Raw genomic sequence first — 21,282 nt, forward strand, 5'->3', positions numbered from 1 at the left:
TTTTCACGGGGTAACGCTCAAAAACAAAAAACCCGGAAAAAAATTCCGGGTTTTACTATTATTTAATAATTTCTACGCTTCTTCCGGAGCCTTCATTTTAAAGGATTCCATGAATTTTGTAGTATAGTTGCCTTCTTTATAGTCGGTTTCATCCATAAGCTGCCTATGGAAGGGAATGGTGGTTTTTATGCCTTCTATCACAAATTCATCCAGTGCACGCTTCATCTTATTTATAGCCTCTTCCCTTGTTTGGGCAGTGGTAATAAGCTTCGCGATCATGGAATCGTAGTGTGGTGGGATGACATAGCCACTGTAAACGTGGGTATCTATCCTTACACCATGGCCTCCCGGGGCATGCATATTGGTAATTTTACCCGGAGATGGACGAAAGTTGTGGTAGGGATCTTCTGCATTAATCCTACACTCTATGGAATGCAACTGCGGGAAGTAATTTTTCCCTGAAATTGGCACTCCGGAAGCGACTAAAATCTGCTCTCGAATAAGGTCGTAATCGATCACCTGCTCGGTAATTGGATGCTCTACCTGGATACGCGTGTTCATTTCCATAAAGTAGAAATTACGGTGTTTATCCACAAGAAATTCTACTGTTCCCGCACCTTCGTACTTAATATATTCGGCTGCTTTTACAGCTGCCTCACCCATTTTCTTTCTAAGTTTATCTGTCATAAAAGGAGACGGAGTTTCCTCTGTAAGCTTTTGATGACGCCTTTGGATGGAGCAGTCCCTTTCTGAAAGATGACAGGCTTTCCCGCTGCTATCGCCTACTACCTGAATCTCGATATGACGTGGTTCTTCGATAAGTTTTTCCATGTACATACCATCATTTCCAAAAGAAGCATCGGCTTCTTTACGGGCAGATTCCCATGCAGCTTCAAGGTCTTCGGGTTTCCAGACGGCACGCATTCCTTTACCACCTCCACCGGCAGTTGCTTTTAGCATCACGGGATAACCGGTTTCCTGAGCAAGTTTTTTACACTCCTTAAAGTCTTTTATGATTCCCTCAGAACCTGGAATACAGGGCACGCCAGCAGCTTTCATAGTAGCTTTCGCGGTTGCTTTATCTCCCATTTTGGAAATCATATCTGCAGAGGCGCCGATAAATTTGATGCCGTGTTCTTCGCAGATTTTGGAAAATTTAGCATTTTCAGATAAAAATCCGTAACCCGGATGTATCGCATCTGCATTTGTAATTTCTGCAGCAGCGATAATATTTGAAATCTTTAGATAAGATAAGTTACTTGGGGGAGGGCCAATACATACGGCTTCATCGGCAAATCTTACATGGAGACTTTCGGCATCGGCAGTAGAATATACTGCCACTGTCTTAATTCCCATCTCTTTGCACGTACGGATAATTCGCAGGGCAATTTCTCCTCTATTGGCAATCAATATTTTTTTAAACATACCTATTGTTTTTTTCTTCTGAAGAAAATTTCTCTTCAGATAAATGGGCAGTAATTATGAAGGGTCTACTAAAAATAACGGCTGATCAAACTCTACAGGAGAGGAATCATCTACCAATACTTTTACAATTTTACCGGATACTTCGCTTTCGATTTCGTTGAAAAGTTTCATTGCTTCAATTACGCAAAGCACATCTCCTTCTTTAATACTATCTCCTACCTCAACAAATACAGATTTGTCTGGTGAAGGTTTTCTATAGAAAGTTCCGATTATTGGTGACTTGACGGTTATATAATTTGAATTGTCTTCTGCTGTAGATTCTTTTTTATCTGAAGAAGATGAGCCAGATTGCGGTGCAGGTTCGGGAGCCGGCGAAGGCGCCTGTTGCTGTACCGGCATTTGCTGCGGCATTTGTCCTGCCATGGGCACCTGTTGTACGATGGTTTCTTTATCGTCTGAGCCGCCGGTTTTAATAGTGATTTTTACATCTCCCGTTTCCAGTTTAACCTCACTGGCACCAGACTTGGCTACAAACTTTATCAGATTCTGAATTTCTTTTAAATCCATAATATTAAAGTGTTGGTTTTTTTAAGAATTATATGCCCATTTCAGATAGGCTGCACCCCAGGTGAAGCCACCTCCAAATGAGGCAAAGATAAGGTTATCCCCCTTTTTAAAATTTTTCTCGTAATCGCTCAATAATAACGGCAACGTGGCAGACGTCGTATTTCCGTACCGTTGAATATTCATCAGAACTTTTTCGTCTTCCAGATTCATCCTGCTGGCGGTAGCTCCCACTATTCGCTTATTGGCCTGGTGGGCTATGAGCCAGTTTACATCTTCATTAGTAAGATTGTTCTTTTTCATGATTTGTTCACTTACCGCTGCCATGTTGGATACTGCAAATTTGAACACTGTCTTTCCATCCTGGCGTACGTAATGAAGTTTTTTTGCCACAGTTTCTTCTGAAGGAGGCATTAGAGAACCACCTGCTTCTATTCTTAAAGAATCCCTTCCAATCGAATCGCTACGAAGTATTTCGTCCTGCAAACCAAAGCCTTCTTCATTAGGTTCCATTAGAACTGCACCGGCGCCATCACCAAAAATAATACAGGTTGTTCTATCTGAATAATCGATAATGGAAGACATTTTATCTGCACCTATCACCAATACTTTTTTGTATCGTCCAGATTCGATATAGGCTGCACCTGTAGACATTGCATAAAGAAATCCTGAACAAGCTGCCTGGATATCATACGCAAAAGCATTAGTAGCTCCAATTTGCGTTGCAACGTGAACACTGGTTGCCGCAACGGGTAAATCTGGTGTTGCGGTAGCTACCAGTACAAGATCAACTTCCTGCGGATCAAGATTTGTTTTTCTCAGCAGGTCTTTTGAAGCTTCTATAGCTAAAAAAGAGGTTCCTTTGTTAGGATCTTTTAAAATTCTACGTTCCTTAATTCCTGTTCTTGAGAATATCCACTCATCATTGGTATCCACCATTTCCTCCAACATCTTGTTGGTTAAAATATCGTCGGGAACATATGCACCCACAGCTGTAATCGCTGCTGTGATTTTATTCATAGAATCAATTTTAAAACACCAATGTGCATGCCGCTGCACAAAAAAAGCACATCAAAAGGAATGTACTAATTTTTCTTCTAAAAGTGGTGCAAATTAAGGTCTTTTTAGGACTTATTCAACTAAAAACAAAAAACTCCCACGGCGTGAGAGTTTTCTTAATTTATTGAAGCTCTAAGACATTAAGCCTCTACTTCTTCTGTATTATCTATTAATACCTGACCGCGGTAATATAGTTTACCTTCATGCCAGTGTGCTCTATGGTACAAATGTGCTTCGCCTGTTGTAGGATCGGTAGCTATTTTTGGTACCGAGGCCTTATAATGTGTCCTTCTTTTATCTCTTCTGGTTTTAGAGATTTTTCTCTTTGGATGTGCCATGGCTTGCTATTATTTAATCGTTTAGTAAATTCTTAAGTTTATCCCATCGAGGATCTATATCCTCCTCATTATTTTTTTCTTTCTTGTCGATGCTAAGTTCTTCCAGTTTATCCAGCACGTCAGACTTTAAAGTTCCATCTTCCACGCCGGGATGTACCCTTTTTATTGGCAAAGATAGCACGATAAGCTCATAAATATATTGTTGTACGTTTACCTCATACTCTCCATGCGGGATTATAAGTAAATCTTCATCTTCGTCATTATACTCATTCCCAAATTTGATTACCAGAAAAAGACTGCTGTCTATTGGCTGATCGTATGGTTCATTCGTAATATCGCAATCAACATTTACCGTTCCTGAAGCTTTAAAAGTAAGCTCCATCATGGTGGTTTTTTTTTCGAACAGCAGCTCGATTTTTACATCTACACTGTTGAATTCGTCGTACTCAAAATGATCAAAGAACTCGTTATCAATATCGTACTCAAACTGGTGCTTCCCTAGCTTTAATCCCACAAAGGGGATTGTATATGCTGCTAATCTCCTCATCTCATACTCAGTTTCGAGCCCCAGGCCCTTAGGCTTAGGCGGCTGCAAAGATAAAAAATATAATTAATTAATTATCTTTTGTGAACAATTTTTTGTTAGTATCTTTTCTACCCTGCTTCTTTAAGGCATTCTTTGTTAGTTTCCTGTATTCCTTTCTGCATTTGTAAATTTCAATGGCTTTAAATACAGCCTCCTTAAAGGAATTTATATTGGCAGAGTTGGTTCCGGCAATTTCAAAAGCTGTTCCATGATCTGGTGAGGTTCTCACCTTATTTAAGCCTGCCGTAAAATTTACTCCGTTACCAAAAGAAAGGGTTTTAAAAGGAATAAGCCCCTGGTCATGATAAGAAGCAACCACCGCATCAAAATTCTTATAATTCTTGGAACCAAAAAAACTATCTGCAGAATAAGGACCGTAAACCAGCTTTCCTTTTTCCCGTATTTTATGTAAAGTAGGTTTTAGAATTTCTTCATCTTCTTTTCCTATTACCCCGTTATCTCCACTATGGGGATTAATGCCCAAAACGGCAATTTTCGGCTTCTGAATTCTAAAATCCTGTTTCAGGGTTTCATGAATAATGTCGATTTTCTTCTGAATTAATTCCGGAGTAATAACGCTGGCTATATCTTTTAGAGCAACATGGTCTGTAAGTAATCCTATTTTAAGCGTATCGGTAATCATAAACATAAGGCTCTCCCCCTCCAGCTCTTGTGCCAAATAATCTGTATGCCCCGGAAAATTGAAGTTTTCGCTCTGGATGCTGCTTTTATTTATGGGCGCAGTAACCAAAACATCAATATCATCATTTTTCAGTGCCACTGTGGCAGCTTCTAAAGAAAGAAAAGCATATTTACCTACTTCCGGATCTTCTTCGCCAAAATTAATGTCTACATTCTCCTTCCACACGTTCATCACGTTAATTTTTCCGTCTATTGCTTTGGAAGGATCATCTATTCCCTGGAAATTGAGGGACAGTTTATACTGCTTTTTCAGAAACGTGACAGTCTTTGCTGAAGCGAAAATAACAGGGGTACAAAAATCCAACATACGGGAGTCGTCAAAAGTTTTAAGAACAATCTCACTCCCTATGCCATTCAAATCTCCTATACTAATTCCTAATTTTATCTTTTGAACTTGTTTCATAAAATTCCCGATATTTTATTTCTATTTTTACAACACAAATGTAACTAATATAATACAATCCATGTTTACCGGGATAATTGAAGAAGTAGGGGAAATCACTTCCGTACATAAAGAAGAAGAGAATTTACATATTAAAGTAAAGGCTACATTCACTCCCGAACTTAAAATTGATCAAAGTGTTGCCCATAACGGAGTCTGTCTCACTGTGGTTTCTATTGAAGAGGATACTTACAAGGTGACTGCAATTAAAGAAACCCTTCAGAAAACAAACTTTGGGCATCTTAAAAAAGGAAGTTTTGTTAACCTGGAACGCGGAATGAAACTTGGCGACAGGCTGGACGGCCATATCGTGCAGGGGCATGTAGATCAAACAGCAACTTGTATTAAAACCGAAGAGGCAGGAGGAAGCTGGAACTTTAGCTTTGAGTACGATCCCGCAATGCAAAATATTACTATCGAAAAAGGATCTGTTACCATAAATGGCGTGAGTCTTACTGTGGTAAATTCAGAAAAGAACAGCTTTAGCGTTTCAGTAATACCTTATACTTACAAGCATACTATTTTTCATGATTTAAAGGAAGGAGATATAGTGAACCTGGAATTTGATGTTATTGGAAAGTATGTAAAGCGGATCAATGACTTGCGTTAATCATCTTCTCTTTTCTTCCGAAGATGATAACCTCCCAAGAGGAGTCCTGAAGCAATTAATGCTGAAATCCCGAAGTCTATAGGAAGTCCCGGTGGCGGCGGAACACCCGGGCGGCATTCTCGAGATGGCATACACTCTCCATCAGGGCCACAAGGCCTCCATCCGGGGTTAGTGCATTGAGAAAACCCTTGAAATCCCGAAAAAAACAACACGACACATATAAGGAAGGTCCGCATCTTTTTAAATTGTTTTTTTCGTTTAAACATAGATCTTCAAAAATTTAATTGCAATATTACACAATAAAATTTCGATAAATATACGCGATAAGTCCTACAGAGACTAAAATTCAGAAGTTAATCTTCTCTATCTCATTTGCATAAGCGAAATTCATGACAAATAAAATTTCCTACAACTCTCTTAGAGAAAGTATCATTTTTCAGCAAATTTAAAAGTTCCACCTTAATAAGCAAGGTAAGGGTTTATTAACAACCTTCACGCCAAAGATTTTATACATTTTATAATTTTCTGAAGAACCTCACTACGCAACCGATTGCTTCATGATATTTTTATTTATCTTAACCCCATAATAAATTTTAAACTATGACATCAAAAACTTTTCTTCTTGTTTTCGGTTTTTGCCTTGGCTTTTTACCGGCAAAAGCCCAGGAACAAGAATATTTTAAGAACCCTATCCTGGCTGGATTTTATCCGGACCCTGCAATTACAGATGACGGAAATAGCAATTATTATATGGTACATTCCACTTTTGCTTTTTACCCGGGAATTCCTGTTTTCCATAGTACCGATCTTGTAAACTGGAAGCAAATAGGGAATGTCCTGGACCGTCCGGAACAAGTGGACCTGGAAGGATTCGGAGTTTCAAGAGCAGTTTTTGCACCAGATATTAGTTACGATAATGGCACCTTCTATGTAACCTGCACTATTGTTGATGGGAAAGGGAATTTCGTGGTAACCGCAGAGGACCCGGCGGGACCATGGTCTAATCCTGTATGGCTACCCGAAGTACAGGGAATAGACCCAGGATTGTTTTTTGATGAAGAAAAGTCTTTTATAGTTTATAATGGAGATGCTCCCAACAATGAACCTCTATATGACGGGCACCGTACCATAAGAATGTTCGAATTTGACAAAGAGAATCTAAAAGTGAAAGGAGAGAACCGGATATTGGTAAATGGAGGAGTAGACATTTCTGAAGAGCCTGTTTGGGCTGAAGGACCGCGAATTTACAAAGAAAACGGCTACTATTATCTTATGACCGCAGAAGGTGGTACAGCCGTAAACCATACCGAAGTCGTCTACAGAAATGAAAATATTGACGACGATTTTATTCCTTACGAAGATAATCCTATCCTTACGCAAAGGCATTTAGATCCTGAAAGGGAAAACCCAATTACTTCTGCCGGACATGCAGACATCGTTGTGGGCCCGGATAACGAATGGTACGGAGTTTTCCTTGCCGTGAGACCATATGAAGGTGACTATTATAATACCGGAAGAGAAACTTTTCTTGCGCCCGTAAAATGGGTGAACGACTGGCCTGTATTTGATCTGGGAGGTGAAGAAATTAAATATCAATATCCTTTACCTGAAGGAGTAGCGCTAGATGATACTCTTTTTCCTTTAAATGGAAATTTCTCCTTTACCAAAGATTTTAATGATGAAGAACTCGATTTACACTGGCTATTTCTGAGAACGGTTAAGAATAAGTGGTACAGCTTAACTGAAAGGAACGGTTTTTTAGTGATGGAAACCCGACCTGAAACCGTATCAGGTACTTCCAATCCAAGTTTTATAGCGCACAGGCAGCAACATCTTACGGGAGAAGCTTCTGTTTCTTTGGATTTTTCAACTGAAAAAAGCAACGAGAAAGCTGGTTTAATAGCTTTTCAAAATGAAACCCACTATTACTATATATGTAAATCTTTTGCTGAAGGCAAAGAGGTTATTCAGCTTTTTAAAGGATCTGAAGATGGTGAGGTTTTATTGGAATCGGCTAAACTGGATTCTCCTGAAGCACTGGTAGAATTTAAAGTCGAATTTGATGAGGATCTTTACAAATTCTCCTATAAAACCGAAGATGAATGGAAGAATTTGGGAGGTGGTTTAGACGGAAAATATCTGAGCACCAAAGTTGCCGGTGGCTTTGTAGGAGCCGTCTTTGGAATGTATTCTACGTCAAACGGAGAAAATTCTGAAAATGAAGCCGCTTTCGACTGGTTTAAATATTCCGGGGAAGATGAAGTTTATAAAAAATAGTCTCTTGTAAAAGAAAAAGGTGATCTAAGCCTGATTAAATTTTACGCTTTTGAAAATTTAACTGATTCTTCAGCTTAAACTCTTTCTACAGCACGAAAATTGCCATTTTTAGATCACCTCTTTATTTCTTATTCAGAAGAAATTTATTTCTCCCAGTCGTCTGTTCTAAAAGGAGAAGCGGGAAAGCCTTCTTTATTACAAAGATTTGCTCCTTCAGGGTTATCTGCCCATGCATAACGTACTGCAACCGGATTTTTCACCTTTGGACTCGAAACGATTACCTTATCACCCTTAATTTCGGCGTTAGCCCAATAAAATTTCTTGTCCTTACCGGCTAATGCAAACTGCTTAAGATTTTTCTCGCCACCTGTTGTTAAACCCTGACCAACATTTTCAAAAGAGAGCACAATAGAATCCCCTTTTTTGGCAAATGAACTATAAAGAGGGCCTCCGGGAACTACATTCTCATCGTAGGCAACATTTCTTGCTGCCTGGGCCAGTCTTTCTCCTACCGACTTTTTATTAAGCGGATGAATATCATTCCACTCCCCTACATCTATCGCGACTGCCATACCAGTTTCGGGAACAGACAATGTTTGTGTCTGCGCTTCCCTTAAGCGGGCCCAGTTACTGTCTCTAGGCTGGTCCTTGCTTTCCATAAAATTTGTGAGTTGAACATAAAGAAAAGGAAAGTTTCCCTGTCCCCATTTTTTTCTCCAGTCTTCTATAAGCGCAGTAAATAACTCCTGGTACTCATCGTAGGAGTCGGTATTAGATTCTCCCTGGTACCAGATTGCACCTTTAATCCTGTAATTTGTTAATGGATTTATCATGGCATTATATAAGCCAAGTGGTTTCCAGCGTATAAAAGTTTGTCCGCGCAGCGGTGGCATTTCAGCCCCCAGTTTGTACTTCCAGATGCCGGTAAGATCAATTTCTTCTTCTCCAAAAACCAGTTTATTTGGCTTATCTGGAACAAAACCACCTCTTCCTGATTCGTTGATGATGCGCACACTTACCAAATTCTCTCCAGCTTTAAGCACTCCGGCCGGAATTTCATAACGTCTTGGCGGATATTGATAAGTAGTATTTCCAACGAACGTTCCGTTAACAAAAACAGAATCGGCGTCTACGATTCTTCCCATTAAAAGTTTTACTTCTTCTCCTGACCAGTCTTCCGGAACTTCTATTTTCTTCTGAAACCAGACCGCTCCATTCTTCTGTCCCAGCTCCTCATCTGCCCAAAAGCCGGGAATTTCCATTTGCTTCCACGCATCTTCCTGCCCAGTCTCTGCCTTCCAGTTTTGAGAAATACCAGAATCTTTTTTATTCAGTTCGTTATACCATTCCTGTATACGGGTTTGATCATCCCTCTCGATACTATCCCTAAGCGTGCTGCTCTTAAATTTTTCTGCTTCTTTGTAATGCGCAGGAAATTTTTTGAGAGATTCCTCACTAATCCAGGCTTCTACAGGAGAGCCACCCAGACTGGCATTTACAATGCCTACAGGAACATTATACCGTTCGTGGATATCTTTTGCGAAAAAATAAGCTACTGCAGAAAAACTTCTGATATTTTCCGGAGTTACTGCTTTCCATTCTCCTCCACCTAAATCTTCATGAGCTTCGTTAAAATCATAAGTTTTCGGAACTTCAAAAAAGCGTAAGGCCTGGTTGGAAGCTTTTGCTATTTCTTCAGCATATAGAGGTTCTACACGACTCATAGGAAGCTCCATATTTGATTGTCCTGAAGCCAGCCATACATCTCCAACATAGATATCCTTCAGCTCAATTTCATTATTCGCACTAAGGTTCATTTTGTAAGGACCACCAGGTTTTAAATCTGAAAAAGTAATGGACCATTCGCCTTCGGAATTTGCCGTTGTTTTGTATTCTTTTCCCTGGAATGAAATAAGAATGGGCTCCTCTTTAGAAGCCCATCCCCATATTTTTACATCTGTATCACGCTGAAGTACCATTCCGTCGCTAATCAATTTAGGCAAACGTACCTGACCAAAAACGGAATTATAACATCCTGCGAAAAACAGAATTGCAATAAAAATGTATCTCATAAATTCGATTATTCAAGTAGAGACTCCTCTCCAGCCTCTACCATAGCATTAATAGTTTGAATGCTTCCGTCCTCATTATACTTAAGTTCAGACATTTTCACACTTCTTAAGTAAGTCTTGCCTCCAGAAAGCGAACTGTCATGGTAAAACAAATACCATTTTCCTTCATACTCAACAATTGAGTGGTGATTTGTCCATCCCAATACCGGCTCCAGGATAACACCCTGGTAAGTAAAAGGGCCATAAGGATTATCCCCGGTTGCATAAGCGATATTGTGCGTATCTCCCGTAGAGTAAGAGAAGTAATAGGTGTCATTATATTTATGTACCCAGGCAGCCTCAAAAAACCTTCTCTCGTTGTCCCCTGTAAGAAGCAGATCACCATTTTCATCAAGAAGTTGTACCTCTTTTGGCTCTTCTGCAAAACTAATCATATCATCACCCAATTTGGCGATCATTGGTAACAGCGCCGGTTCATCGTCTGCAGGATAAATATCCTCTTCGCCCTGGTACTCATTGTTGCGGTAATCCTGAAGCTGACCACCCCATATACCTCCAAAGTACATATAGTATTCTCCGTCGGTATCTTCATACACAGCGGGATCCATACTATAACTTCCTTCAATAGGCTCCTCCTGTGGTTCAAAGGGACCAGCGGGAGAATCGCCAATGGCAACACCTATCCTAAAAATGTCATTTTCATTTTTGGCAGGAAAATATAAGTAATACTTCCCATCCTTTTCAGCAGCATCTGGAGCCCACATCTGTCTGGAAGCCCACGGCACATCATCTACATCAAGAACCATCCCGTGGTCTGTTACTTCTCCACCTACACTATCAAGGGAGTACACGTGATAATCCTTCATATTAAAATGTGCACCAGTGTCATCTTCAGGGACCCCTGAATCCCAGTCATGGGAAGGATAGATATATATCTTGCCTTCAAAAACATGAGCTGAGGGATCTGCAGTATAATTATCTGTCACCAACGGTTCCGAAGGTGCTCTTCTGACCTCATCCTGTGCTACAATGGAATCCTCTTGTAGATCCTTTTCTGCTACGTTGCTGTTCTTTTTTTCATCACCGCAGCTCATAATTAAAAAGGAACTCAGTATCGGAAGAGCGGAACGTAAAAATTTTTTATTCATAACTTTTAAGTTTTAAAATCTTTAAATGTTGGTTTTTTTAAAATAATAAAAGCTAAAATAGGAAAAAGTTTACTCAATCGTATTCGCGTTCCTGAAGTAATTCATAACTATCTATTTATAAATGACATATATATCATTTAGAAAGATCCTTGTGGTAAAATATAAGAAATTTATCAAATTTTAACGCAACCGATTTCGCTAAAAAAAAATTGTTTATATTTATTCAAAATATGAGGTTCCTTTATTTCCATTCATGACACAATTAAAACCTGTGAACACGATGATGTATAAACTAATTACTTATATAACGACATTTCTGCGTTCTGCTTTTTGTTCTGGTCGCGTGGCTCTGGGATTAATGGGTTTAGTTGCTTCTTTACTTTTTGTGATGGGATTTGCTAATCCCAAATATTCACAACAGCATTTTGTTTCCCAATCCGGAAAATGGGTTGGTACCTGGAGCACCGCACCTCAGCTTGTAGAACCTCACAATATGCCTCCGGAACCTGGCCTGAGTAATAATATCCTACGACAGATCGTGAGAGTTTCTCTTGGAGGTGACAGCCTTAGGATACGTTTTTCAAATGAATTTAGCGCGGGTCCCACAACAATTCAGGAAGTTCAAATTGCCACTTCAGAAGGAAATGGAGCTATAGATGCCTCTACCACTAAAAATGTCGAATTTAATGGTAGGGCTCAGGTAATGATAGATGGTGGAAAAGCAATAACTTCAGACCCTATTGCATTTCCTTTAGAAGATCGTGAAGATCTGGCTATTACCATTCATTTTGGCACCGTACCTGACGATCTTACAGGCCATCCCGGATCTCGTACAACTTCATATATTTTTGAAGGTGATAAGACTGCCGTACAAGGTCCTTCCGAAGCTAAAAAGACAGATCATTGGTACATCATTAGCGGAATGCAGGTCAAAGCACCTGAGTCTGCAGCTGCTGTAGCCATCATCGGAAATTCAATTACAGATGGCCGTGGATCCGGAACGAACGAGCAAAACCGCTGGCCGGATATTTTGTCTGAACGGCTTTTACACAATCCGGAGACACAAAACGTAGCCGTACTAAACCAGGGCATTGGGGGGAATGCTGTACTTCGAGGTGGTCTTGGACCAACCGCTCTTGATCGTTTTGATCGGGATATTCTTGATCAGAAAGGAGTACGCTGGGCTATAGTTATGGAAGGTGTCAATGATCTTGGCGCGACTAAAGATAGCGCTACAGCCTTCCAGGTAGCGAAAAACTTAATTGCTGCTTATAACACCATGATAGATAAGGCGCACGACCGGAACATAAAAATATATGGAGGTACAATTACGCCTATAAAGGAATCTTTTTACTATAAAGATTTTCGCGAATCTGCGCGGCAGTACGTTAATAAATGGATTCGTAACAGCGGACGTTTTGATGCAGTTATTGATTTTGATAAAGCGATAAGAAATCCTGAGGATACTTTGGTTATCCTGCCAAAAGCACATTCTGGGGATTATCTGCATCCCAATGAATTGGGTTATAAAATAATGGGCGAAGCAGTAGACCTTTCACTATTCGAATAGAATATTTTTAAACGAATATTAAAAGTGCATATGGAATTATAGGGCCGCGAGTTTCAGTTTAAAAAAAGAACAATATTAAAAGATGCTTAATTTAAGAGCAATCGAAACCACCATGTAAAGAGGAAAATATTTAAAAATAAGTAGTTAGTTAGTTTTAAGTTGAGTTATCTCGTGATGAGAGCTGAAAACCGTCTTCCTTAAATGTGGAGGCGGTTTTTAGTTTTATATTCCTATTTAAACATGAAAGAAATTTATATTTGCAAAAATTTGTACTACATGTCCCTAACTTTCAGAACAATACTTTTTATCTGCTTAATTATTCTCGCAGGTTGTGACCGGGATGAAGTAAAAAGAAAGACTTCAGACGCAGAAACCCTGTTTACCGAGCTTGACCAATCCAAAACAAATATAAAATTCACAAATACTGTAAAGCAGGATTCTGCGTTTAACTATATCAATTATCCTTATGCTTTCACAGGCGGCGGCGTTGCTGTTGGTGATATAAACAACGACGGCCTTCAGGATGTTTATTTCACTTCCAATCAAAATTCCAATAAGCTCTACTTAAATACCGGCGATTTTAAATTTGAAGATGTAACGGCAGAAGCCGGAGTAGAAGACAGTAATGGCTGGACCAGCGGAGTTACTATGATAGATATTAATAACGATGGCTGGATGGACATCTACGTATGTAAATCTGCCTCTATTGAAAATAATGAACTTCGGAAGAACAAATTGTTTATCAATCAAAAAGACGGAACTTTTAAAGATGAAGCCGAAAAGTGGGGGCTGGATCATAACGGATTCTCTATTCAGGCTTACTTTTTTGATTTTGACAAAGATGGTGACCTGGACATGTACCTGGTAAACCACCGGCCTGATTTTGGGAACACAAACAGAATTGAGCCTACAGGTGAAAAGCAATATTTCCCTGAAACCTCAGACCACCTGTTTCGCAACGACGGTGGAAATTTTACCAATATTACACTACAGGCAGGGATTATAAACAAGGAATGGGGCCTTAGCGCTTCTATTGGTGATTTTAATAACGACGACTGGCCAGATGTTTATGTGGCTAACGATTATATTGGCCCGGATTTTCTTTATATCAACAACAAAAACGGAACGTTTTCTAACCAGATCAACACCCGTTTAAAGCACATTTCCTATAACAGCATGGGCTCTGATTATGCTGATATAAATAATGATTTCTTACCCGATCTCCTGGTTCTGGACATGCTCGCAGAAGATCATCAGCGGGGGAAACAAAATATGGCGAGCATGAATACTGAAGGTTTCCGGACTATGGTGAATTCCGGTTACCACTACGCGTATATGTCTAATGTACTACAACTCAACAATGGCAATGGTTCTTTTAGCGACATTGGTCAGTTGGCGGGTATTTCAAAAACCGACTGGAGCTGGGCACCTTTAATTGCCGATTTTGATAATGATGGATTTAAGGATATTTTCATTTCAAACGGAATAGAACGGGAACTCGGGAACCAGGATTACAGGACAAGGGTAAGAGAACTTCAGCAAGAACAGGAAAATGTTACCTTTTCTGAAATGATGGAAATCATGCCTTCTGACGAGTTGTCCAACTACGCTTTTAAAAACAACGGCGATTTAACCTTTGAAAATAGCACCAGTAACTGGGGATTGGATAAAAAAATAAATACAAACGGCGTCGCCTATGCAGATTTTGATAATGACGGTGACCTGGACCTGGTTCTTAACAATTCTTCAGGAAATGCAGCTGTCTATAAAAACAATTCTGTAGGTAATTTTATTAATATAAAGCTCACAGGAGGTGAAAATAATATTAATGGTATTGGCACAAAAGTAAAAGTGTACACCCCTAAAAATCAACAATATCAGGTTCTTTATACCTCCAGGGGGTACCAATCCTCAGTAAGTAATATCCTGAATTTTGGGCTAGGTGAAGAAACAGAAATTGACAGGATTGAGGTGATTTGGGGAGACAATTCGGTCCTGGCCGCAGAAAATATAGAGGCAAATCAAACAATTACCTTCAGCAAAAATCAATATAAAGGTGACAAAGAGCAACCTTTAAGGTCCGCTCAAAATTTCACTCCTGTAGATCCGCAAAGGCTTGGGATTAACTTTAAACATGAAGAAAACACCTTTAATGATTTTTCCAGGCAGGCTTTACTCCCTCAAAAACTTTCAGAACAAGGCCCTGCACTTCAGGTTGCAGATATCAACAACGACGGACTTGAAGATTTCTTTATTGGTGGTGCAGCAGGACAGGCTGCCCAAATGTATATTCAGCATAAAATAGGGAGATTTGAAAGTATAAATCGGCAATTTTGGGAAAAAGAGAAAGATTTTGAAGATAATGCCGCTCTTTTCTTTGATGCCGATGGCGATGAGGATCTCGATTTGTATGTCACCAGCGGCGGTTATGAACTAGACGAGAATGATCCCCTTCTACAGGACCGGCTCTATATTAATGATGGCAACGGAAACTTTACTGTAAGCCGAAAATTGCCAAAAATGAGCACTAGTTCAAAAACCGTACGCGCAACAGATTTTGACAACGACGGAGACCTCGATCTGGCCATTGGAGGCCATCATATCCCCGGAAAGTATCCTTTGGCGCCAAGGTCTTACCTCCTGGAGAACGAAAATGGGCATTTTGAGGATATCACCCAGGAAATCGCTCCGGAACTACTCGAAATAGGGATAGTAAACGACCTGATTTTTTCAGATTATGACAATGACGATGATGAGGACCTTATTATTGTTGGTGAATGGTTTCCAATAAGCATTCTGGAGAACAGAAATGGCAAATTTGCACTTAAATCCATACCAGATTTTAAAAAAACCGAAGGCTGGTGGAATACTGTAAAGGAAGTTGATATTGACAGAGATGGAGATATGGATTATTTAGTAGGTAACCTGGGAGAGAACAACAAATTTCACCCTTCTGAAGAAAAACCACTCCATATCTACGGAAATAATTTTGACGACAACAACACCTACGATATGGTGTTGAGCAAGGTTTACCAGGGTAAATTAGTGCCAGTACGGGGAAAGGAATGTTCTACAGTACAAAACCCCTTTGTAAGCGAAAAAATACCAACTTATGAAGAATTTGCCTCTTCATCACTACAAGACATTTATGGGGAAGAAGAAATTTCCAACTCCTATCATAAAGAAGTATACACATTCAGTTCTATTATTGTGATAAATAATGGAGATGGCAGCTTTACGAAAAAGAAGTTGCCAACTAAGGCCCAAATTGGCCCTACAATGAATTTTCAGATAACAGACATAAACGACGACGGTTTTCCCGATGTTATTGGTGTTGGAGGAATTTTTGAGGCTGAAGTAGAGACTATAAGGTACGATTCTAACACAGGCTATGTTTTAGTATCAGATTCCGAAGGGAATTTACAACCTGAGAGGGATATAAGTTTCTATAACGGCTATAATGTAAAGGGAATGGCAGGTATTAAGATAAGAGAAGAAGCTCACTACATAATGGCCAACAACAACGGCCCCCTTACCATCTTTAAAATGAAATAGGTGAACAGAAAACCTTATCAACTTGAGGCTTTCTATGCCTGCAACAATCTGTTTTTGCCAAAAGAACAGAAGTTCCGAAAAAATTGAATTGTAATTTTAATAATAGCTTACCGACTTATATTTCAATACTTTGAAATCATAGATGAATATCTGACTGAAATACCTGGAAGTGAAATTTGGCAGATAAACAGCAAATTTATTTTTCATTATATTAGTAAAATTGTTAAGCCTGCTTTCGCAACAAATCCATTCAGCTTGAAGTTAAATTAAAACAACCTCCTGATTCCTACGAATCTTATTTGTCCTAATAGTTTTTCAATAAAACCATTGATATGTTAATATCGGAAAAACTTAAATCCAGAGAACTTGAATTATAAAATAAAGATATTTCCGCTTTTTCCTGTTTTGCTTCTTCTATCTTTTGCTTCGGTTTTGGGACAGGAAAAATCATTACCCGAATATCACTTTGAAGCGCTAAAAAGTATTCCCACTCAACGGGCTGTAGCCAGTATTTCTCAGGATCGACAGGGGTTTATATGGATGGGCACCAACGGTCTGGGGCTTAATAAATACAATGGATCAGACTATACTTCTTACCAGTTTAAGGAGGAAGATAGTAGCAGTTTGAGTAATTCTCTTATCCACATCACTTATGTAGATAAGCAAAACAGGTTGTGGGTGGGCACAGAAACCGGCCTTGATCTTTACAACAGAGATCAGGACAGTTTTGTTCATATTGATCTTCCCGGAAAAGCAGAAAATACGAGCGTCGCGGTTCATGCAATCCAAGAGAATAAAAAGGGTGACCTTCTCGTGGGCTCGCATCAATATGGGCTATTCAGGATTAATCGTTCCAACCTTAAAGTTTCCGAAGTAAAAATAAGCGGGATTGCTGAAGTAAGAAATTTTTTAATAAATAACATTACGCTTTTCGATAATAGAATTCTTTTAGGGACAGATAAAGGTTTATTTGAATATTATGAGGAGGATAATCTTATGGCGCCCCTCAGTTTCACAACTTCTAAGGGAAAGGAAGAAATATCGGCCTACATCAAAACGACTGAAGTAGACAGTAAAGGAACTATCTGGTTAGGTACTACAACCCAGGGGTTGTACAAAATTGACGGTAATGAGAATGGCCGTTATGTTATTGAACATTTTCCTGTTACGTCCAAAAGAATTCTTTCTCTCTTAGATACACCACGCCAAACTGTCTTATGTGGAACTGAAAATGATGGAATGTTTGAGATCGACAGAAACGGAACAGTCTTAAATCATTACCTCAACAATAAATTTGACGACAATGGTATAAAATCAAATTCCATCTGGTCTTTATTTCTGGACAACCAAAAGCGCATCTGGATTGGGTACTACAACAATGGTGTTGGTGTGTACGACAAGTTGTATGATAAATTTGCTGATATAGAAAGTAGGCCAAATAATCCAAATTCTTTACAGTCCAGTTCTGTTACCGGAATCTTGAAAGATGAGAAAGGGAGATTATGGATTGGTATGGATGGTGGCGGTATTGATGTTTATAATCCATCATCCGATACATTTATCCACTTACTGAACGCTGAAAATAAAATTGCCAACGGACTCGATTCTCCAGATGTTCAAACCCTTTTCATGGATAGCAGAGGAAATATATGGGTTGGCACCTGGGATTATGGCATTTACCTTCTAGAAAAAGGTTCTGACTCGTTTATAAACTATTCGGTTCAAAATACCGATGGGGAAATAGCCACAAATCGTATTTTAAGTTTTTCCGAGGATTCCAATGGTATCATATGGATAGGGACCTTTTCAAGAGGTATTCATTCTTATGATCCAAATTCTAAGAAATTTACAATTTATGACCAGGAGCCATTTCTTGAACATAGGATAAGTTACAGCGATGTGAGAAGAGTTTATGTGGATAGCCAGGACCACCTCTGGATAGGTGGAAATTCAGGTTTATTTCGATTAAAAATCACAGATGGCGTATTTGATCTTGAAGTGATGTCTTCAAGATTCTTTAAACACACCGGTACCCAGTTTCATAATAATCAGATATTAGACATTTACGAAGATTCTTCAAAAAAGATTTGGATTGGGACCGATGGCTCGGGCCTTTGCAAATATGATATGAAAAAAGACATCTTTTCCTGGATAAAACCTGAGACAGGAATTAATAAAGTTACCGTGTCATCTATTATTCAGGACGAGAATGGTGCTATTTGGGCTGCAGGCAATAATGGTTTGACAAAGATAAACACAGAGGAAAACACTGCAAAAAATTTCTCCATTAATGATGGTTTGCTTAGTAATGACTTTAATAATAACACGGCTTATAAAGATAATAATGGAACCCTTTATTTTGGATCTTATGAAGGGGTTAATTATTTTAATCCTGAGGAATTATCAGTAAATAATAATACATCGTCTGTTTATCTCACAGACCTCAAAATATTCAATCAACCTGTTACACCAGGACAGGAAGATTCACCTTTATCAAAGGTCATTTCTCAAACTAAGAACATTACGCTTAGCCATTCACAGTCCGTATTTACCATAGATTATGCTTCTATAGATTTTACAAGACCTGAGAAAATCAATTTTGCTTATTATCTCGAGGGGTTTGAAGATGATTGGAACTATGTGCAAAATACCCGGAGTGCTACCTACACAAATCTGCCTGCAGGAAAGTACACATTTAAGGTAAAAGCGACAAATAGCGATGGCGCTTGGGAAAATGATCCTAAAAGTTTAAATATCCAAATTTTAAGGCCATGGTGGCTAACCCATTTAGCTATATTATTTTATGTAGTTATTTTTCTGATAATTTCCTATATCACTTTTCAGTTTGTCAATTCCCGTATTAAATCAAAACGGGCTATAGAACAGGAACGGGCAAGACATCTTCATGAAGAAGCTCTCAATAATAAAAAGATTCAGTTTTTCACAAATATTTCTCACGAGTTCAGGACTCCTTTAACGCTTATTCTTAGTCCACTTGAAAATATGCTTCAAGAAGCATCACTCCCGGAGAAAGCAAAAGAAAAGCTGAAAATTGTCCACCGAAATGCCATAAGGCTAAAGCGCCTGATAGATGAGTTAATGGATTTCAGAAAACTTCAGTTAGATAATATCCCGCTGAATATCTCCTCCTTTAACATTGAAGAATTTTTAAATGAGAGTATTGAATACTTTAGGGAAGAGGCTCAACAAAGGAATATTGTTTTATCACTGGAATTGGACAAAAATATTACAACAGTATGGGCAGATAGAGGAAAGCTGGAAAAAATTCTGTTTAATATCCTGTCAAATGCTTTTAAGAGCACTACCAACAATGGCATAATTACGATTGTGGTGAACAGGAAAGAGGGACATGTTTTTAAGTTAATAGAAAACGGAACTTCCCTCGATGCACTGGAAATTAGTATTGAAGATACAGGCAAAGGAATTCATCCTGATGAACTGGATAAAATATTTGATCGTTTTTATCAGATAAAAGAGCGGAATGAACAGTACTATAGCGGAACAGGTATTGGTCTTGAAGTTGTAAGGAGTTTTGTGGTATTGCACAGAGGAGATATAGAGGTAGAAAGCGAAATAGGTGTTGGAACTAAATTTCGAATCCTTCTCCCAATGGATAAAAATCATTATGAATTTTCAGGTACACCAACTTTAGAATCAGGAAACCTTAAGGTTCAAACCGAGCCAAAAGAATCTACAGCCACAGCCACCGAAGAAAGCCCGGAACAGCGGAAAAGAACGGTTTTAATTGTAGAAGACAACCTTGAACTAAGGTCTTACATAAAACAGGAATTAAGTTCTCATTATAAAGTAATCCTTGCTGAAAATGGCGAGGAAGGTTTAGAACAGGCAAGAAAATACATGCCTGATGTAGTAATAACAGATGTTCTTATGCCTAAAATGAATGGATATGAGTTTTGTTCTTTACTAAAGAAGGATTTGAAAACAAGTCATATTCCTGTATTAATGCTTACAGCAAAAGCCATGACAGATGACTGGGTGGAAGGTTTGGAAGCAGGAGCAGATGTCTATTTAAATAAACCCTTTGAAATGACAATTATGCAGTCCCATTTAAGGCAGCTTATCACCAACAGGGAACTTCTCTTTTCTAAATATATGGGTGATTTTAATAAGACTGAAATCAAGCCCCAGGCTACTTCTTTGGATCAGCAATTCATATTAGGTATTATAAATTATACTAAAGAAAATATCAAGGAAACGAATCTTAATGTTGAAAGACTTGCAGATGAATTTAATCTTAGCAGAAGTCAGCTTTACAGAAAAATAAAAGTTTTAACAGGTCTCACAGCAAATGAACTAATTCGTAAAATACGCCTTGAAAGAGCTAAAGAGCTTCTTGAAGAAAGTGACGTTCCTTCTATTAGTGAAATAAGTTATAACGTGGGATTTTCATCCCCCTCCTATTTTTCTAAGTGCTTTAAAGCCCATTTTGGAGTGCTTCCTAAAGAAGTTAAAGACGAATAATATGCAGTTTAAGAAAATGATTTTTGAGTAATGCACTGCAATTTTTGGGCAGGATGCTGAAAATGGCAGTTTTCAATCCTCTTCTGAAATTAATGCTTGCGCAGATAATTTTGGTCTTAGATCTTACTTCTGCCTCCAAAAAACGACGATTTTCATGCTAATTCATTAATTTCCGGTGCCCTGGACCCTTATTTAAGTTGAAAAGTATGTCGATAATTGTCAATTTTAAGCGGCTTCTTAAAACTGAAATTTCAGTCGAAAAGTCTAAATATCTTCTAAATTTAAAATTTTATTTTTTCAGAAGTAACTTTATCGTCTTCTCAAAAATGGCAATTTTCATGCTGCTATAAAAAAATACCAGGTGCTGCCACCTGGTATTTTTATTAATTTCAAAAGATTTAAATCTTTAGATTATTCCAGTTCTCCCGTGA

General features: G+C 38.7%; 14 protein-coding genes. 5 read left to right on the plus strand and 9 right to left on the minus strand.

Annotated features, from left to right (window positions below; all coding sequences use genetic code 11):
- Window positions 1–72 precede the first annotated feature (72 nt).
- The 6 genes from accC to pdxA form a co-directional block, all read right to left on the minus strand.
- The gene (gene accC, locus RM545_RS16735) at window positions 73–1,425 is read right to left on the minus strand and encodes an acetyl-CoA carboxylase biotin carboxylase subunit (protein WP_311496433.1); all 1,353 of its coding nucleotides are present in this window, start codon (window positions 1,423–1,425) and stop codon (window positions 73–75) included.
- Between the two features lie 54 nt (window positions 1,426–1,479).
- A complete protein-coding gene (accB, locus tag RM545_RS16740; RefSeq protein WP_311496434.1) occupies window positions 1,480–1,992 on the minus strand; it encodes an acetyl-CoA carboxylase biotin carboxyl carrier protein in 513 nt (170 codons plus the stop codon).
- A 21-nt stretch (window positions 1,993–2,013) separates the two neighbouring features.
- Complete coding sequence (locus RM545_RS16745; RefSeq protein ID WP_311496435.1) at window positions 2,014–3,009, minus strand: beta-ketoacyl-ACP synthase III; 996 nt, start codon at window positions 3,007–3,009, stop codon at window positions 2,014–2,016.
- Window positions 3,010–3,188: 179 nt separating this feature from the next.
- Window positions 3,189–3,386: a 50S ribosomal protein L32 gene (rpmF, locus tag RM545_RS16750; RefSeq protein WP_081208252.1), complete on the minus strand. Its 198-nt coding sequence runs from the start codon at window positions 3,384–3,386 to the stop codon at window positions 3,189–3,191.
- A gap of 13 nt (window positions 3,387–3,399) precedes the next feature.
- The gene (locus tag RM545_RS16755) at window positions 3,400–3,933 is read right to left on the minus strand and encodes a YceD family protein (protein WP_311496436.1); all 534 of its coding nucleotides are present in this window, start codon (window positions 3,931–3,933) and stop codon (window positions 3,400–3,402) included.
- A gap of 67 nt (window positions 3,934–4,000) precedes the next feature.
- Window positions 4,001–5,077, minus strand: coding sequence for a 4-hydroxythreonine-4-phosphate dehydrogenase PdxA (pdxA, locus tag RM545_RS16760; protein WP_311496437.1), 1,077 nt, complete (start codon window positions 5,075–5,077; stop codon window positions 4,001–4,003).
- Window positions 5,078–5,138: 61 nt separating this feature from the next.
- Here pdxA and RM545_RS16765 point away from each other — a divergent pair, with 61 nt between their 5' ends.
- Window positions 5,139–5,726: a riboflavin synthase gene (locus RM545_RS16765; RefSeq protein ID WP_311496438.1), complete on the plus strand. Its 588-nt coding sequence runs from the start codon at window positions 5,139–5,141 to the stop codon at window positions 5,724–5,726.
- Here RM545_RS16765 and RM545_RS16770 read toward each other — a convergent pair.
- Window positions 5,723–5,857, minus strand: a complete 135-nt coding sequence (locus RM545_RS16770) for a PID-CTERM protein-sorting domain-containing protein (RefSeq protein ID WP_311496439.1) — start codon at window positions 5,855–5,857, stop codon at window positions 5,723–5,725. The genes RM545_RS16765 and RM545_RS16770 overlap by 4 nt on opposite strands.
- Window positions 5,858–6,326: 469 nt before the next feature.
- Here RM545_RS16770 and RM545_RS16775 point away from each other — a divergent pair, with 469 nt between their 5' ends.
- Complete coding sequence (locus RM545_RS16775) at window positions 6,327–8,003, plus strand: glycoside hydrolase family 43 protein (RefSeq protein WP_311496440.1); 1,677 nt, start codon at window positions 6,327–6,329, stop codon at window positions 8,001–8,003.
- Between the two features lie 143 nt (window positions 8,004–8,146).
- On the opposite strand, the gene RM545_RS16780 is transcribed toward RM545_RS16775, so the two are convergent.
- Both RM545_RS16780 and RM545_RS16785 read right to left on the minus strand, forming a co-directional pair.
- A complete protein-coding gene (locus RM545_RS16780; protein ID WP_311496441.1) occupies window positions 8,147–10,075 on the minus strand; it encodes a sialate O-acetylesterase in 1,929 nt (642 codons plus the stop codon).
- 8 nt (window positions 10,076–10,083) lie between these two features.
- On the minus strand, window positions 10,084–11,223 hold the full coding sequence (locus tag RM545_RS16785; protein ID WP_311496442.1) for a glycoside hydrolase family 43 protein: 1,140 nt from the start codon (window positions 11,221–11,223) through the stop codon (window positions 10,084–10,086).
- A 253-nt stretch (window positions 11,224–11,476) separates the two neighbouring features.
- Here RM545_RS16785 and RM545_RS16790 point away from each other — a divergent pair, with 253 nt between their 5' ends.
- The 3 genes from RM545_RS16790 (at window position 11,477) to RM545_RS16800 (ending at window position 20,851) form a co-directional block, all read left to right on the plus strand.
- On the plus strand, window positions 11,477–12,793 hold the full coding sequence (locus tag RM545_RS16790) for an SGNH/GDSL hydrolase family protein (RefSeq protein WP_311496443.1): 1,317 nt from the start codon (window positions 11,477–11,479) through the stop codon (window positions 12,791–12,793).
- A gap of 276 nt (window positions 12,794–13,069) precedes the next feature.
- A complete protein-coding gene (locus tag RM545_RS16795) occupies window positions 13,070–16,348 on the plus strand; it encodes a VCBS repeat-containing protein (protein WP_311496444.1) in 3,279 nt (1,092 codons plus the stop codon).
- A gap of 366 nt (window positions 16,349–16,714) precedes the next feature.
- Window positions 16,715–20,851, plus strand: a complete 4,137-nt coding sequence (locus RM545_RS16800; RefSeq protein ID WP_311496445.1) for a hybrid sensor histidine kinase/response regulator transcription factor — start codon at window positions 16,715–16,717, stop codon at window positions 20,849–20,851.
- The last annotated feature ends 431 nt before the right edge of the window (window positions 20,852–21,282 follow it).

The sequence above is a fragment of the Autumnicola lenta genome, from assembly GCF_031846515.1.
Taxonomy (GTDB): domain Bacteria; phylum Bacteroidota; class Bacteroidia; order Flavobacteriales; family Flavobacteriaceae; genus Autumnicola; species Autumnicola lenta.

Coding starts and splice junctions, on each gene's coding strand:
- RM545_RS16795 (WP_311496444.1), top strand. CDS start 13,070: ATGTCCCTAACTTTCAGAACAATACTTTTTATCTGCTTAATTATTCTC.
- RM545_RS16755 (WP_311496436.1), bottom strand. CDS start 3,933: ATGAGGAGATTAGCAGCATATACAATCCCCTTTGTGGGATTAAAGCTA.
- RM545_RS16775 (WP_311496440.1), top strand. CDS start 6,327: ATGACATCAAAAACTTTTCTTCTTGTTTTCGGTTTTTGCCTTGGCTTT.
- RM545_RS16785 (WP_311496442.1), bottom strand. CDS start 11,223: ATGAATAAAAAATTTTTACGTTCCGCTCTTCCGATACTGAGTTCCTTT.
- RM545_RS16790 (WP_311496443.1), top strand. CDS start 11,477: ATGACACAATTAAAACCTGTGAACACGATGATGTATAAACTAATTACT.
- accC (WP_311496433.1), bottom strand. CDS start 1,425: ATGTTTAAAAAAATATTGATTGCCAATAGAGGAGAAATTGCCCTGCGA.
- rpmF (WP_081208252.1), bottom strand. CDS start 3,386: ATGGCACATCCAAAGAGAAAAATCTCTAAAACCAGAAGAGATAAAAGA.
- pdxA (WP_311496437.1), bottom strand. CDS start 5,077: ATGAAACAAGTTCAAAAGATAAAATTAGGAATTAGTATAGGAGATTTG.
- RM545_RS16780 (WP_311496441.1), bottom strand. CDS start 10,075: ATGAGATACATTTTTATTGCAATTCTGTTTTTCGCAGGATGTTATAAT.
- RM545_RS16770 (WP_311496439.1), bottom strand. CDS start 5,857: ATGCCATCTCGAGAATGCCGCCCGGGTGTTCCGCCGCCACCGGGACTT.
- accB (WP_311496434.1), bottom strand. CDS start 1,992: ATGGATTTAAAAGAAATTCAGAATCTGATAAAGTTTGTAGCCAAGTCT.
- RM545_RS16765 (WP_311496438.1), top strand. CDS start 5,139: ATGTTTACCGGGATAATTGAAGAAGTAGGGGAAATCACTTCCGTACAT.
- RM545_RS16745 (WP_311496435.1), bottom strand. CDS start 3,009: ATGAATAAAATCACAGCAGCGATTACAGCTGTGGGTGCATATGTTCCC.